We start from the raw sequence: 14,065 nt of genomic DNA, 5'->3' as shown, positions 1-14,065 counted from the left end.
GTTCTTTTGTGATCGAAACGAATCAAGGTTTACCCTTGTTCGATTCCTTTTTGTTCGTTTTAAAGTGCATCCCGCCCCACTGACATGCCCGTCCCAGCGCCGCCCGTGAACACCAACCCCCGCCAACTCCAGTTGCTCGATGAAGTACGCCTGCGCAAGTCGCTGAGCGTGGAGCAGTTGGCCGACATCCTGGGCGTGACGCTGCAGACCGTGCGCCGCGACGTGCAGCGCCTGGCCGAACTGGGCCTGGTCAGCCGCTTTCATGGCGGGGTGCGCATGCCCAGCTCCACCGTGGAGAACCTGGCCTACACCCAGCGCGAGGCGCTGAACTCCACGGGCAAGGCGCGCATCGCGCGCGCCGCGGCCGCGCAGGTGCCCGACAACTGTTCGCTGATCCTGAACATCGGCACCACCACCGAAGCCATTGCCAAGGCGCTGCTGCACCACAAGGGCCTGCGCGTGCTGACCAACAACCTGAACGTGGCCGCCATCCTGTGCGCCAACCCCGACTGCGAGGTGATCGTGGCCGGCGGCGTGGTGCGCAAGCGCGACCGCGCCATCGTGGGCGAGGCGGCGGTGGACTTCATCCGCCAGTTCCGCGTGGACATCGCACTCATCGGCATCTCCGGCATCGAGCCCGACGGCTCGCTGCGCGACTACGACATGCGCGAGGTGAAGGTCGCGCAGACCATCATCGAACACGCGCGCGAGGTTTGGCTGGCCGCCGACCACACCAAGTTCAACCGTCCGGCCATGGTGCAGCTGGCGCAGCTCGCGCAGATCGACCGGCTGTTCACCGACGCGCCGCCGCCCGAGCCCTTCCCGGCCCTGCTGCACGAGGCCGGCGTGCAATGCACCGTGGCTGCCGCATGAGAGGCCCTCCCGGCGACTGAACAGCGCCCCAACACGTTACGCTCCGCCCATGACCTACCTGCTCGCACTCGACCAAGGCACCTCCAGCTCCCGCAGCATCGTGTTCGACGAACGTGGCCGCATCGTGGCCCAGGCGCAGCGCGAGCTGCCGCAGATCTATCCCCGCCCCGGCTGGGTGGAACATGACCCGCGCGAGATCTGGCGCACGCAGCTCGCCACCGCGCAGGACGCGCTGCGCGAGGCGCGCATCACCGCGCAGGACGTGCGCGCCCTGGGCATCACCAACCAGCGCGAGACCACCGTGCTGTGGAACCGCAAGACCGGCGAGCCCGTGCACCACGCCATCGTCTGGCAGGACCGGCGCGCCGAGCCCGCCTGCGCGCAACTGCGCGAACAGGGCCATGCCGCCGCCATCCAGGCCAAGACGGGCCTGCTGATCGACGCCTATTTCTCCGGCACCAAGCTGCAGTGGCTGCTGGACCACGTGCCCGGCGCGCGCGACGCGGCCGAGGCCGGCGAGCTGGCCTTCGGCACCGTGGACAGCTGGCTCATCTGGCAGCTCACCGGCGGCACGCGCCATGTCACCGACGTGAGCAACGCCAGCCGCACCATGCTGTTCAACGTGCACACCAACCAGTGGGACGATGAGCTGCTGCAGCTCCTGCGCATCCCGCGCGCGCTGATGCCCGAGGTGCTGCCATCGGCCAGCGACTTCGGCGCCACCGACGCGGCGCTGCTGGGCGGCCCGATCGCCATCGGCGGCGTGGCGGGCGACCAGCAAAGCGCGCTCTTCGGCCAGGCGTGCTTCACCGCCGGCATGGCCAAGAACACCTACGGCACGGGCTGCTTCATGCTCATGCACACCGGCAGCCGCTTTCAGAAAAGCGAGAACGGCCTGCTCACCACCAGCGCAGCGCAGGCCGGCCGATCGCCCGAGTACGCCATGGAAGGCAGCGTGTTCGTGGGCGGCGCCGTGGTGCAGTGGCTGCGCGACGGGCTGCGCGCCATCTCGGCCAGCTCCGAGGTGCAGGCGCTGGCCGAAAGCGTGCCCGACTCGGGCGGCGTGATGATGGTGCCTGCCTTCACCGGCCTGGGCGCGCCCTACTGGAAACCCGACGCGCGCGGCACCATCACCGGCCTCACGCGCGGCACCACCATCGCGCACATCGCGCGCGCTGCGCTCGAATCCATTGCCTACCAGAGTGCCGCGCTGCTGGCCGCCATGAGCCGCGACGCCGTGGCCGCAGGCGGCGCCCCGGTGAGCGAGCTGCGCGTGGACGGCGGCGCCTGCGTGAACAACCTGCTGATGCAGTTCCAGGCCGACCTGCTGGGCATTCCCGTGGTGCGCCCCGCCGTGGTGGAGACCACCGCCCTGGGCGCCGCCTACCTGGCGGGCCTGGCGAGCGGCGTGTATGCCAGCACCGACGAACTGTCTGCCCTGTGGCAGGCCGAGCGGCGCTTCACCCCCACCCTGCCGCGCAGCCAGGCCGAGGCGTTGATGGCGCGTTGGGAGCACGCCGTCGCGCAGGCCGTGCTACCCGGTTGACGTAAAAACCATAGCTGCTGGCGCTTGCTGCAACCCATTTTCAGACACAAAACCCTCTGAATCCACTGCGTAGCAAGCGCGAGCAGCTCCTGTTTTTGAATCACTCTGAATGATGCTGGACGGCGCACAATGCCGCCTGACCCCATCGCTTCCCCGCCCCATCCCATGACAGCCAGCGCATCCCCCCTTCCCCCCATTGCCTTCATCGGCGGCGGCAACATGGCCAGCGCCATCATCGGCGGCCTGCTGCAGCGCGGCCTGCCGGCCGGCCAGATCGAGGTGGTCGAACCCTTCGAGCCCGCGCGCGCTGCGCTGCGGGAGAAGTTCGGCATCACCGCGCAGCCCGCGGCTGGCAATGCGCTCGCGCGCGCCGCGCTGGTCGTCTGGGCCGTCAAGCCCCAGACCTTCAAGGAAGCCGCCGCCGCCACCCGCGCCCACACCGCCACCGCCCTGCACCTGAGCGTGGCCGCCGGCATTCCCACGGACAGCATCGCGCGCTGGCTGGACACGCAGCACATCGTGCGCGCCATGCCCAACACCCCCGCGCTGGTGGGCAAGGGCATCACCGGCCTGTTCGCCCGCCCGCAAGTGGACCCGCAGGGCAAGGCGCTGGTGGAACGCGTGATCGCCACCACCGGCCAGTTCGTCTGGGTGGAGGCCGAGGAGCAGCTCGACGCGGTCACCGCGCTGTCGGGCTCCGGCCCGGCCTATGTGTTCCTGTTCCTCGAAGCCATGACCCAGGCCGGCGTGGACATGGGCCTGCCCCCCGCGCAGGCCTACCAGCTGGCCGTGGCCACGTTCCAGGGCGCATCGGAGCTGGCCGCGCGCTCGCCCGAGAGCGCCGAGGTGCTGCGCCAGCGCGTGACCAGCAAGGGCGGCACCACGCACGCCGCCATCACGCACCTGCAGGCTGCACAGGTGCCCGCGCACTTCATCGCCGCCATGCGCGCGGCAGAGGCCCGTGCCAAGGAACTGGCGGCCGAGTTCGGCGCCTGATTCATGCGTCAAAAATAGCTCCAGCGCTTGACAGTCAAGCGCTGGCAGCTATCACTAGCGTAGCAAATACCCTAGCGCCACGCCGGCAAAGATCGCCGCGCCGATCCAGTGGCTCTTGCTGAAGGCGGTAAAGCACCCCTCGCGCGTGCGGTCCTTGATCAGCGTGAAGTGCCATGCCACCTGCGCCGCCGCCACGCCCAGCCCCAGCCACAGCGGCCAGCCTAGGCCGTAGGGCGCGAGCACCCACGCCGTGAGCCCCAGGCACAGCACGAAGAAGCCCATGATGGCCGCCACGTCGAAGCGCCCCAGCGTGATGGCCGAGGTCTTCATGCCGATCTTCAGATCGTCGTCGCGGTCCACCATGGCGTACTCGGTGTCGTAGGCCAGCACCAGGAACAGGTTGGCCAGCCACAGCACCCAGGCCGTGGCAGGCACCCGGCCCTGCACGGCCGCAAAGGCGATCACGATGCCGAAGTTGAACGCAATGCCCAGGAACGCCTGCGGCATGGCGAAGAACCGCTTGGTGAACGGGTACAGGATGGTGAACAGCACCGCGGGCACCGACCAGGCCACCGCCTCCCAGCGCGTGGTGAGCACCAGCACGAAAGCCACCAGCGTGAGCACCACGCCCACCAGCGCGGCCTCCCTCACGCTGAGTTGGCCGCTCGTGATGGGGCGCTGCGTGGTGCGCTTCACATGGCGGTCGAAGTCGCGGTCGGCAATGTCGTTGATGGTGCAGCCCGCACTGCGCATGAGCACCGTGCCGGCCACGAACACCGCCAGCAGGTGCCAGCCTGGAAAGCCGTCCGCCGCCACCCACAGCGCCGCCAGCGTGGGCCACACCAGCACCAGCCAGCCCGCGGGGCGGTTCCAGCGGATCAGGTCGAGGTACAGGGACAGGCGGGAGCGCGGGGCGACAGCGGACATGGAGGCAAGGGAAAAGACAGGTTGCGCGGGGCGCCACGGGGCGGACACGGACACCTAAGGCACAAGGCCCGCGGACGACGCAGCACACGGGGGCGGGTGCCCGCCAGCGTGCGCCAAAGCCCGCTTTTATACGCCATGGCGGCCGGCGCGTCCGCGTGGTCGCACGGCACTGTCCTTGACCGGAAGACTGCCGTTCAACGGCGCGCGGCGTCCCGCAGGGGATCCCAGCCGCGCCCCAGCGCGGCGCCGCGCAGGAAGGCAACCACGGCGGCATCGCCCCCGCAGCCAGCCACCAGAGCGGCGGCCTGCGCCCAGTCGCGCTGCGCGCCCAGGCGCTCCTGCCACTGCTCGGCCGCGCCCCGGTGGCGGCCCATGCGACGGGGCAGCAGCGGCGCCAGCGACGTGCTGCCGTAGCGCAACCGCTTGGCGAGAATGCGGGCATGGTGCAGGCCTTCGTCATCGCCCGCCGTTTTGAGCGCCGCGCCCAGGCGCCGCACCAGCCGCTGGACGCGCTTGCGCACCCAGTGCCGCGCCGGCGCGCCGGCCAGGGCATCGCTGGCACAGGCGTCCACGCCGCACTCCCCCTGCGCGGCCAGCGCCCAGCCATGCAACCAGTCCTGCCAGGCCAGCAGCGCGGCGCCCACGGCGGGCCGATGGAGTGCGGCGCGCGTTTGCGCGCGGGCCTGGTCTGCGGCGGCATCCAGCGCGGCCTGCGCTGCCGCCCAGGCGGCGGCCTGCCGCGCGCCGCCCTGCGCGTAGTGCGCGGCCAACGCAGGCAGCGTCTGGGTGCGCGCCACATCCAGGTCGCGTAAATGTCCCAGGGACTGCAGCAGCGGCGCAAGCGCTGCGGCGGCGGGGGCCGGCCGCGCGGCACAGGCCGGGGCGAAGAGGCGCGCCAGGCTGCGCAGCCGGCGCCAGCCCACGCGGGCCTGGTGCACCACCTCGGGCGCGTCGCTGCCCTGCTGCAGCGCAAACAGGTTGGCGCAGAACTGGTGGAAAGGCTCCTGCAGCACGCGTTCGGCGACCTGCGCAACCGTCATGCCGCGCTTCAGCGCGGGCGGCTGGGCCTCCAAGGCCGGGCTGGCCGGCGGGTGCAGCAGCGCGTAGCCGCGTGCGGCCTTGCTCGCGGCCAGCGGCAACACCGGCACGTGCCGCGCGATGCGCCGCGCCAGCGCCAGCAGTGCCTCGGGAGGCCCCTGCAGCAACTCCAGCTCCAGTTCGCACAGCGGCGTGGCATGCGCCGCGCCGTCCACCGTGGCGGTCACGGCGCCCACGTCCAGCGCCACCTCCACCACGGCGCCGCCGCGCACCCGCACACGCCAGCGGGTGCGCACGAAGTCGGTGGTAAAGCACGGTTGCAGCGCGGCGGCCAGCACGCCATCGGGGTCCATGGCGGGCCAGGGCGTGCCCTCCAACCGGTGCAGCTCCAGCGCCGGGCCGGCCACGGGCATTTCCCACTCGCCGCGCTGGCTCAGCGCGGACGTGGTGTCGCCCGCGGTCTTGAGGGTCTGCAGCCAGCGGGCACCCGCGCCCTCAGGCCCCTCGCGGCGCAGGCGCAGGGCGACGCGCTGGCGCAGCAGGTCCTGCGCAGGCGTGTCGTGGTAGAGGCTGACCAGGTGCTCACGCACCGGCGTGGCCCGTGCCAGCGCCGGCACGCGCATGAGGCGCGCCGCCAGCGCCGCCGCATCGCGCGGGGGCAGCGCCAGCTTGAGCTCTGTCTCGGTGGCGGACATGGCCCGGCCCGCGTGCACAGTTGCTCAGTCCTCCAGCAGCGAGCGCAGCATCCAGGCCGTTTGCTCGTGCACCGTGAGGCGCTGGGTCAGCAGGTCGGCCGTGGGCTCGTCGCTGGCCTTGTCGGCCAGGGGAAACAGCTCGCGCGCGGTGCGGGCCACGGCCTCATGGCCTTCCACCAGGATGCGGATCATCTCGGTGGCCTTGGGCGGCTGGGCCGGCACGTCGGGCAGGCTGGTGAGCTGGCCGAACTGCGCGTAGGAGCCCGGCGCCACATGGCCCAGCGAGCGGATGCGCTCGGCCACCGGGTCCACGGCGTTCCACAGCTCTGTGTACTGCGCCATGAACATGGTGTGCAGCGTGTTGAACATCGGGCCCGTCACGTTCCAGTGGAAGTTGTGGGTCGTGAGGTACAGCGTGTAGGTGTCGGCCAGCAGGCGCGACAGGCCCTGCGCGATGGCGGCCCGGTCCTTGTCGCTGATGCCGATGTTGATGCGCGGTGCGCCGCTCTTGGTGCTGACGGATTTGCTGCTGGGCTTGGCCATGGTGCGTCCTTTCTGGGTGGTTGGGATGACTCTGCCATGACTGTACCAACTGCCGCGCCGCGCAGCATCGCCCTGCGTCAAGACAAGCGCGTGACGCCGGGCAACTCGCAGGCGTAGACAGCGTTGCGCAGCGCGGCGATGGCCTCGTAGCGCGTGAAGCTGCGCCGCCAGGCCAGCACCACGCGGCGCATGGGCGGCGGGCTGCCGTCGCTCTCCTTGATGGGCAGGTAGCGGATGTGCGTGTCGTCGCTCTTGCGCCGGCGTGCGCCCGTGTGCAGCGCATCCCGCGGCACCGACAAGCGCGGCACCAGCGTCACGCCCATGCCGGCGGAGACCATGTGCTTGATGGTCTCCAGCGACGAGCCTTCGAACGTGCGGCGAATGCCTTCGGCATTGCTCGCGTAGCGCGCGAACTCGGGGCACACCCCCAGCACGTGGTCGCGAAAGCAGTGGCCCGCGCCCAGCAGCAGCATGGTTTCGTTCTTGAGTTCCGACGCCGAGACAGCATCGCGCTCGGCCAGCGGGTGGCTGCTGGGCACGGCCGCCAGGAAGGGTTCGTCATACAGCGGCGCGATGGCCAGGCCGGTGTCGGGGAACGGCTCGGCCATGATGGCGCAGTCGATCTCCCCGGTGCGCAGCATCTCCAGCAGCTTCACGGTGAAGTTCTCCTGCAGCATCAGCGGCATCTGCGGCGTGCGCGCGATGGCATGGCGCACCAGCTCGGGCAGCAGGTAGGGGCCGATGGTGTAGATCACGCCCAGCGTGAGGGCGCCGGCCAGCGGGTCCTTGCCGCGCTTGGCGATCTCCTTGATGGCAGCGGCCTGCTCCAGCACGCTCTGCGCCTGGCGCACGATTTCCTCGCCCAGCGGCGTGACGGAGACATCGCCCGCGCTGCGCTCGAAGAGCTTGACCTCCAGCTCGTCCTCGAGCTTCTTCACCGCTACCGACAGCGTGGGCTGCGAGACATAGCAGGCTTCGGCGGCGCGGCCGAAGTGTTTTTCACGCGCAACGGCGACGATGTATTTGAGTTCGGTAAGAGTCATGGCGAATCCGGCCGGCAGAATCGGCCATTGTGCAACGCCCGCCGCGCTGTGCGGCCGCGGGCGGCCCATCAGGCTTTGAGATAGTCCGATTTTCCGCCAAGCCAGCGCTGGATGTGGCGCTCGGCCAGCAGCGGGTGGCGGTCCAGCATCTGCGGCGCCGTCTCGCGCGCCCATTCCAGCAGCAGCGTATCGGTGGCCAGGTCGGCAAAGCGCAGCAGTGCGTCGCCCGACTGGCGAGCGCCCAGGAACTCGCCAGGCCCGCGGATCTCCAGGTCGCGCCGCGCGATCTCGAAACCGTCGGTGGTCTCGGCCATGGCCTTCAGGCGGTCGCGCGCGGTCTCGCCCAGGCGGCCCGAGTCGCCCGTGGAGTACAGCAGCACGCAGGCCGAAGCCGCCGCGCCGCGCCCCACGCGCCCGCGCAGCTGGTGCAGCTGCGACAGGCCGAAGCGCTCGGCATGCTCGATGACCATGAGCGAGGCGTTGGGCACGTCCACGCCCACTTCGATCACGGTGGTGGACACCAGCACGCCCATCTGCCCGCCCTTGAACAGGTCCATCACGGCCTTCTTCTCGGCGGCGGGCATGCGCGAGTGCAGCAGGCCCACCATCACGGGCGCGCGCCCGTGCGCCGCGTCGCCCTGCAACGCCTCGCTCAACTCGGCGTGCGTGGCGGTGGCGTTGGACAGGTCCAGCGCCTCGCTCTCCTCGATCAGGGGGCACACCCAGTACACCTGCCGGCCCGCCGCCACCTGCGCACCGATGCGCTCGACCACCTCATCCTTGCGGCTGTCCGCGATCAGCTTGGTGACGATGGGCGTGCGCCCGGGCGGCAGCTCGTCGATGGTGGACACGTCCAGATCGGCGTAGTAACTCATGGCCAGCGTGCGCGGGATGGGCGTGGCACTCATCATCAGCAGGTGCGGCTCCATGCCGGCGTGCTGCAGCTTTTTGCGCAGCGCCAGGCGTTGTGCCACGCCGAAGCGGTGCTGCTCGTCGATCACCGCCAGCGCCAGGTTCTTGAAACGCACCTGCTCCTGGATGACGGCGTGCGTGCCCACGACCAGCGCGGCCTCGCCGCTTTCGATGCGCGCGAGCATCTCGGCGCGCTCCTTCTTCTTCTGCCCGCCCACCAGCCACGCCACCTGGCGCCCGCGCGCGGCCAGCAGCGGCTGCAGCCAGCCGATGAGCTTGGCGAAGTGCTGCTCGGCCAGGATCTCGGTGGGCGCCATCAGCGCGCACTGCCAGCCCGCGTCCATGCACACCGTGGCGGCCAGCGCGGCCACCACGGTCTTGCCCGAGCCCACATCACCCTGCAGCAAACGGTGCATGGGCACCGGCCGGGCCAGATCGCGCGCGATCTCCTCACCCACGCGGCGCTGCGCGGCCGTCAGGCTGAAGGGCAGCACGCCCAGCAATTGCTCGTGCAGCGGCGTGCTTCCCGCCTGCGCCTGCGGGCGCAGGGCCGGGGCACGCAGGCGGGCGCGCTCGCGCTTGGCGGTGAGCTGCGACAGCTGCTGCGCCAGCAGTTCCTCGGCCTTCAGGCGCTGCCACGCCGGGTGGCTGTGGTCCTGCAGCGTGGCCAGCGCCACATCGGGCGTGGGGTGATGCAAAAACAGAAGCGCCTCGCGCAGGCTCCATGGGCGCTGGAGGCCGTTTTGGTCATCAATCCGCACCCCCGAGGGAACCGCGGGGGGTTCGAGCCCCGGCGGCAGCGTCTCGGGCAATTCCACGCGCGTGAGGGCGCTCGCCACGGCGCGGCGCAGGTACGCCTGAGGCAGCTGCGCCACCGTGGGATAGACGGGGGTCAGTGCCGCGGGCAAGTCCCCTTCGGCCTTGCGGAACGCCGGGTGCAGCATCTGGCGGCCCCAGAAGCCCCCCTTGATTTCGCCGCGCACGCGCAGGCGCGCGCCCACGGCCATGGTCTTCTGGTGCGAAGGGTAGAAGCTGAAGAAGCGCAGCTCGCAGCTGCCGGTGCCGTCCTCCACGGTCACCACCAGTTGCCGGCGCGGGCGCATCTGCACCTCGCTGGCGGTCACCGTGGCCTCGATCTGCACCGTGTCGCCATCGCGTGCGCTGCGGATCGGCGTAATGCGCGTCTCGTCCTCGTAGCGCAGGGGCAGGTGCAGGGCCAGGTCGATGTCGCGCACCAGCCCCAGCTTGACGAGGGCCTGCTGTGCGGGGCTGGGGGCGGGCTTCGCGGAGGACGAGGCGGAGGTGGAGGAACGTGTGGGTCTGGGCACGGCAAAAAGGCTATCATGCCCGCAGTTACCGCACGTTACCGTCCCGTCGTCTCCCGTCATGCTCAAGCGCATCGAAGTCAAGCATCTCACCCTGGGCATGTACCTGCATGAGTTCTGCGGCTCCTGGATGGAGCACCCCTTCTGGCGCTCGCGCTTTCTGCTGCAGGACCCGCAAGACCTGGCGCGCATCCGCGCCACGGAGATCCACGAGGTCTGGATCGACACATCCAAGGGCCTGGACATCGCGCCCGGCACGGCCTGCGTGTCCCGCGCCGAAGCCGACGCGCAGCTGGACAGCGACTTCCAACACCTGGAGGACCTGCCTACCCAGCCCGCGCCTGCCCCGGCCGTGACGCCCCAGCCGGCAGGCATGGACCAGGAGCTGCGCCGGGCGGCGGCCATCTGCTCGCAGGCCAAGCAGGCCGTGGTCACGATGTTCGGCCAGGCACGCCTGGGCCGCGCCATCGATACCGCCGTGGCGCAGGAGATGGTCGACGAGATCACCGACTCGGTCACGCGCAACCCCGGCGCGCTCATCAGCCTGGCACGGCTCAAGACGGCCGACGAGTACACCTACATGCACTCGGTCGCCGTGTCCGCGCTGATGGTGGCGCTGGCCCGGCAGATCGGCATGGACGATGGCGCCACGCGCATGGCCGGGCTGGCCGGGCTGCTGCACGACATCGGCAAGGCGGCCGTGCCGCTGGAAGTGCTCAACAAGCCCGGCAAGCTGACCGACGACGAGTTCACCGTGGTGCGCAGCCACCCCGTGGCCGGCTACGCCCTGCTGCAGGGCACCGACCTGCCCGAGCCCGTGCCGGACGCGTGCCTGCACCACCACGAGAAGATGGACGGCACGGGCTACCCCCACCGCCTCACGGGCGAGCAGATCAGCACGCTGGCGCGCATGGCTGCCATCTGCGACGTGTACGACGCCATCACGTCGGACAGGCCCTACAAGCGCGGCTGGGACCCCTCAGAGTCGCTGCGCCGCATGGCGGAATGGACCCGCGACCATTTCGACAGCCGGCTGTTCCAGGCCTTCGTCAAGACCATCGGCATCTACCCCGTGGGGTCGCTGGTGCGCCTCGCCTCGGGCCGCCTGGGTGTGGTGACCGAGCAGTCGCCGGGCAAGCTGATTGCGCCGCGCGTGAGGGTCTTCTACTCCACCCGATCCGATCTGCGCATCCCCCCCGAGGTGGTGGACCTGTCCGAGCCCGGCTGCCGCGACAAGATCATCGCGCGCGAGGACCCGGCGCGCTGGCAGTTCCCCGACCTCGCGCAACTCTGGTCCGACCTGCCCGACCCTCGCTGGTAGCGCCCGAGGTGCACCAACGCGCTGCACGGCGGCGGCATCTTTGCGAGAATCGCGGGCTTGTCTTTCTGCCTTGGAACGGGCCCGTCCGGCCCTCAAGCCCCGCATGTCCTCTGCCTCCACCGCACCCCGCACCTTCACCCTGAGCGACTTCGACTTCGAGCTGCCCGAGCTGCTCATCGCCCAGCACCCGGCCCCCCAGCGCAGCGGCTCGCGCCTGCTGGACGGGCGCGCCGCCCCGCCCACCGACCGCATCTTCCGCGAACTGCCCGACCTGCTGCAGCCGGGCGACCTGCTGGTGTTCAACGACACACGCGTGGTCAAGGCCCGCGTGTTCGGCGAGAAGGCCAGCGGCGGCAAGCTGGAGCTGTTGATCGAGCGCGTGCTCACCGGCAACGAGGTCGTGGCGCACATGAAGGTCAGCAAAAAGCCGCTGCCCGGCGCCACGCTCCACCTGGCCGGCGGCGCGGCCGCTGGCGGGTTCGACGCCACGCTGCTTGGCCGCTACCCGGACGCGGACGGCCCGCTGTTTCGCCTGGCCCTGCGCGGCCCTGCGGGCGAGAGCCCCTGGGAGCTCATGGAGCGCCACGGCCACCTGCCGCTGCCGCCCTACATCGAGCGCCAGCAGGCCGGCGGCAACGACCCCCATGCCGGCGAGGACAGCGAGCGCTACCAGACCGTGTTCGCGCGCGCGCCCGGCGCGGTGGCCGCGCCCACCGCCGCGCTGCACTTCGACGATGCCGTACTGGCCCGCCTGGCCGAACGCGGCATCGAGCGCGCCAGCGTCACGCTGCACGTGGGCGCGGGCACCTTCCAGCCCGTGAAGACCGAGAACCTGGCCGAACACCGCATGCACAGCGAGTGGTACGAGGTGCCGCTGGCCACGCTGGCGGCGCTGGAGCGCTGCCGCCAGCGCGGCGGCCGCGTGGTGGCCGTAGGCACGACCACGGTGCGCACGCTGGAGTCCTGGGCCGCGAGCGGCCAGGCCGCGGGCGACACCAGCATCTTCATTACGCCGGGCTTTCCATTCCAGGTGGTCGACCTGCTGCTCACCAACTTCCACCTGCCCAAGAGCACGCTGATGATGCTGGTGAGCGCCTTTGCGGGCTACGAGCACATCATGCACCTGTACCGCCACGCGGTCGCGCAGCGCTACCGCTTCTTCAGCTACGGCGACTGCATGCTGCTGGAGCGGCCCCGCGCATGAGCGCCGCGCCGGCCGGGCACAGCCCCCGCACCGCCCTGGCCGGCATCGCGCTCACGGTGGGCGCCTGCGCCTCGTTCGCGCTGCTGGACACCGCCACCAAGCTGGTGAGCGCCACCACGCCGCTGCTGCTGGCGCTGTGGCTGCGCTATGTGTTCCAGTCGCTGGTCACCAGCGCCTATGTGCTGCCACGCAGCGGCTGGCGCCCGCCCCGCACGGACCACCCGCGCTATCAACTGTTGCGCGCGGTGCTGTTCGCGGCCACCAGCCTGTTCGGCATCTTCAGCATCCGCGCCATGCCGCTGGCGGAGTTCACCGCCATCGTGGCCGCCACGCCGCTGTGCGTGACGCTCGTGGCCGCGTTGTGGCTGCGCCAGCCGGTCAGCCCACTGCGCTGGCTGCTGGTGGCCACGGGGCTGGCCAGCGTGCTGCTGATCCTGCGCCCGGGCGGCCAGTCCTTCAGCGGGGTATTGGTGCTGCCGCTGGGCATGCTGGCCTGCGGCACGGGCTATCAAATCCTCAGCAGCCGCATGGCCGGGCAGGAGGCGCCCACGACCACGCAGTTCTATACCAGCTGGATTGCCGCCGGGCTGATGACGCTGGCGGCGCCCTTCGTGTGGACCGCCATCACCAGCGCCTGGGTATGGCTGGGACTGGTGGTCATGGGACTGTCGAGCGCGCTGGGCCATCTGTTGCTGCTGCGGGCCTACGCCTGCGCAGCGCCCGCCACGATCGCGCCGTTCCTCTACACCCAGATCGCGTTTGCCATGCTGGCCGGCTGGGCGGTGTACGGCCACATGCCGGACCGCTGGTCGCTGCTGGGCATCTGCCTGATCGCCGCCAGCGGCGCCGCGAGCGCGTGGCTGACGGTGCGCGAGCGGCGCTGATCAATACCCGTGCTGCTGGCGGAACGCCCGCGCCTGGCCGAAGTGGCCGTTGCCGATGAACGGCACGGGCGGGCGCAGCGCCGACAACGGCGAGGGATGGTTGGAGGTAAGCACCAGGTGCCCCCGGTCCTGCGGGATGAAGGCACGCTTGGACTGCGCATGGCTGCCCCAGAGCATGAACACCACGGGGCGCGGCCCTTCGGCCACCTCGCGGATGACGGCATCGGTCAGCTGCTCCCAGCCCTTGCCCGCGTGGCTCGCGGCCTGGCCCTCTTCCACCGTGAGACAGGTGTTGAGCAGCAGCACACCGTTCTGCGCCCACTTCACCAGGCTGCCGCCCGGGTTGGGAAACGGTGGGAGGGGTACGCCCATGTCGCGCTGCATTTCCTTGAAGATGTTCTGCAGCGAGGGCGGCAGGCGCACGCCCGGCGCCACCGAGAACGCCAGCCCCTCGGCCTGGCCACGGCCGTGGTACGGGTCCTGCCCCAGGATGACCACGCGCGTGTCCTCGGGGGCGGTGAGCTGCAGCGCCCGCAGCGGCTGCGGCGGGAAGATGGCGGCGCCGGCCTCCAGCCGCGCCTGCAGGAAGGCCAGCAACTGCCGGCCGCGCGCGCTGGCAAAGAACGTGTCGACCAGCGGCTGCCAGCCCGGCGCGACAGGCCAGTCGGCAGGGTCGGCACTTTGCAGTTGCGTGGCGGCGGGAGTATTCAGCATCAAATCTTGCTCCAAGGCTTATCCATTCTGCGCTACAAGCTATA

12 protein-coding genes are annotated in these 14,065 nt (G+C 70.7%); 6 read left to right on the top strand and 6 right to left on the bottom strand.

Annotation, left to right across the window (positions count from 1 at the left end; translation table 11 throughout):
* The first annotated feature begins 105 nt into the window (after positions 1-105).
* The 3 genes from PCQ86_RS02910 to proC all read left to right on the top strand — a co-directional run bounded on the left by PCQ86_RS02910 (position 106) and on the right by proC (position 3,415).
* Positions 106-873: a DeoR/GlpR family DNA-binding transcription regulator gene (locus tag PCQ86_RS02910; protein ID WP_135147736.1), complete on the top strand. Its 768-nt coding sequence runs from the start codon at positions 106-108 to the stop codon at positions 871-873.
* Between the two features lie 49 nt (positions 874-922).
* On the top strand, positions 923-2,419 hold the full coding sequence (gene glpK, locus PCQ86_RS02905; RefSeq protein ID WP_270174830.1) for a glycerol kinase GlpK: 1,497 nt from the start codon (positions 923-925) through the stop codon (positions 2,417-2,419).
* A gap of 165 nt (positions 2,420-2,584) precedes the next feature.
* A complete protein-coding gene (gene proC, locus PCQ86_RS02900) occupies positions 2,585-3,415 on the top strand; it encodes a pyrroline-5-carboxylate reductase (protein WP_270174829.1) in 831 nt (276 codons plus the stop codon).
* Between the two features lie 54 nt (positions 3,416-3,469).
* On the opposite strand, the gene ubiA is transcribed toward proC, so the two are convergent.
* The 5 genes from ubiA to recG all read right to left on the bottom strand — a co-directional run bounded on the left by ubiA (position 3,470) and on the right by recG (position 9,901).
* Complete coding sequence (ubiA, locus tag PCQ86_RS02895; RefSeq protein WP_196994511.1) at positions 3,470-4,342, bottom strand: 4-hydroxybenzoate octaprenyltransferase; 873 nt, start codon at positions 4,340-4,342, stop codon at positions 3,470-3,472.
* Between the two features lie 194 nt (positions 4,343-4,536).
* Positions 4,537-6,075: a CYTH and CHAD domain-containing protein gene (locus PCQ86_RS02890; RefSeq protein WP_103738507.1), complete on the bottom strand. Its 1,539-nt coding sequence runs from the start codon at positions 6,073-6,075 to the stop codon at positions 4,537-4,539.
* 24 nt (positions 6,076-6,099) lie between these two features.
* Positions 6,100-6,618, bottom strand: a complete 519-nt coding sequence (locus tag PCQ86_RS02885) for a Dps family protein (RefSeq protein ID WP_011803840.1) — start codon at positions 6,616-6,618, stop codon at positions 6,100-6,102.
* 77 nt (positions 6,619-6,695) lie between these two features.
* Positions 6,696-7,661, bottom strand: coding sequence for a LysR substrate-binding domain-containing protein (locus tag PCQ86_RS02880; RefSeq protein ID WP_011803839.1), 966 nt, complete (start codon positions 7,659-7,661; stop codon positions 6,696-6,698).
* Positions 7,662-7,729: 68 nt separating this feature from the next.
* Positions 7,730-9,901 carry an ATP-dependent DNA helicase RecG gene (recG, locus tag PCQ86_RS02875; RefSeq protein ID WP_270174828.1) on the bottom strand — a complete coding sequence of 724 codons (2,172 nt, stop codon included), beginning with the start codon at positions 9,899-9,901 and terminating at the stop codon, positions 7,730-7,732.
* A gap of 58 nt (positions 9,902-9,959) precedes the next feature.
* On the opposite strand from recG, the gene PCQ86_RS02870 reads away from it, so the two are divergent.
* The 3 genes from PCQ86_RS02870 (at position 9,960) to PCQ86_RS02860 (ending at position 13,307) form a co-directional block, all read left to right on the top strand.
* Positions 9,960-11,219 carry an HD-GYP domain-containing protein gene (locus PCQ86_RS02870; RefSeq protein ID WP_270174827.1) on the top strand — a complete coding sequence of 420 codons (1,260 nt, stop codon included), beginning with the start codon at positions 9,960-9,962 and terminating at the stop codon, positions 11,217-11,219.
* Positions 11,220-11,322: 103 nt separating this feature from the next.
* On the top strand, positions 11,323-12,423 hold the full coding sequence (queA, locus tag PCQ86_RS02865; protein ID WP_270174826.1) for a tRNA preQ1(34) S-adenosylmethionine ribosyltransferase-isomerase QueA: 1,101 nt from the start codon (positions 11,323-11,325) through the stop codon (positions 12,421-12,423).
* On the top strand, positions 12,420-13,307 hold the full coding sequence (locus PCQ86_RS02860; protein WP_103738511.1) for a DMT family transporter: 888 nt from the start codon (positions 12,420-12,422) through the stop codon (positions 13,305-13,307). The genes queA and PCQ86_RS02860 overlap by 4 nt, the downstream gene beginning before the upstream one ends.
* Here the strand turns inward: PCQ86_RS02860 and PCQ86_RS02855 are convergent, their stop codons facing one another.
* Positions 13,308-14,021 carry a uracil-DNA glycosylase gene (locus PCQ86_RS02855; protein WP_103738512.1) on the bottom strand — a complete coding sequence of 238 codons (714 nt, stop codon included), beginning with the start codon at positions 14,019-14,021 and terminating at the stop codon, positions 13,308-13,310.
* Between the last annotated feature and the right edge of the window lie 44 nt (positions 14,022-14,065).

Origin of the sequence: Diaphorobacter sp. ED-3 (genome assembly GCF_027625375.1) — a bacterium.
Classification (GTDB): Bacteria; Pseudomonadota; Gammaproteobacteria; order Burkholderiales; family Burkholderiaceae_C; genus Diaphorobacter; species Diaphorobacter nitroreducens.
This window is presented reverse-complemented; position numbering and strand designations above follow the sequence as displayed.

What these genes read in the sequence shown, in the direction of transcription:
- PCQ86_RS02870 (WP_270174827.1), top strand. Translation starts at nt 9,960, where the DNA reads ATGCTCAAGCGCATCGAAGTCAAGCATCTCACCCTGGGCATGTACCTG.
- proC (WP_270174829.1), top strand. Translation starts at nt 2,585, where the DNA reads ATGACAGCCAGCGCATCCCCCCTTCCCCCCATTGCCTTCATCGGCGGC.
- PCQ86_RS02860 (WP_103738511.1), top strand. Translation starts at nt 12,420, where the DNA reads ATGAGCGCCGCGCCGGCCGGGCACAGCCCCCGCACCGCCCTGGCCGGC.
- PCQ86_RS02890 (WP_103738507.1), bottom strand. Translation starts at nt 6,075, where the DNA reads ATGTCCGCCACCGAGACAGAGCTCAAGCTGGCGCTGCCCCCGCGCGAT.
- queA (WP_270174826.1), top strand. Translation starts at nt 11,323, where the DNA reads ATGTCCTCTGCCTCCACCGCACCCCGCACCTTCACCCTGAGCGACTTC.
- ubiA (WP_196994511.1), bottom strand. Translation starts at nt 4,342, where the DNA reads ATGTCCGCTGTCGCCCCGCGCTCCCGCCTGTCCCTGTACCTCGACCTG.
- PCQ86_RS02880 (WP_011803839.1), bottom strand. Translation starts at nt 7,661, where the DNA reads ATGACTCTTACCGAACTCAAATACATCGTCGCCGTTGCGCGTGAAAAA.
- PCQ86_RS02855 (WP_103738512.1), bottom strand. Translation starts at nt 14,021, where the DNA reads ATGCTGAATACTCCCGCCGCCACGCAACTGCAAAGTGCCGACCCTGCC.
- PCQ86_RS02885 (WP_011803840.1), bottom strand. Translation starts at nt 6,618, where the DNA reads ATGGCCAAGCCCAGCAGCAAATCCGTCAGCACCAAGAGCGGCGCACCG.
- glpK (WP_270174830.1), top strand. Translation starts at nt 923, where the DNA reads ATGACCTACCTGCTCGCACTCGACCAAGGCACCTCCAGCTCCCGCAGC.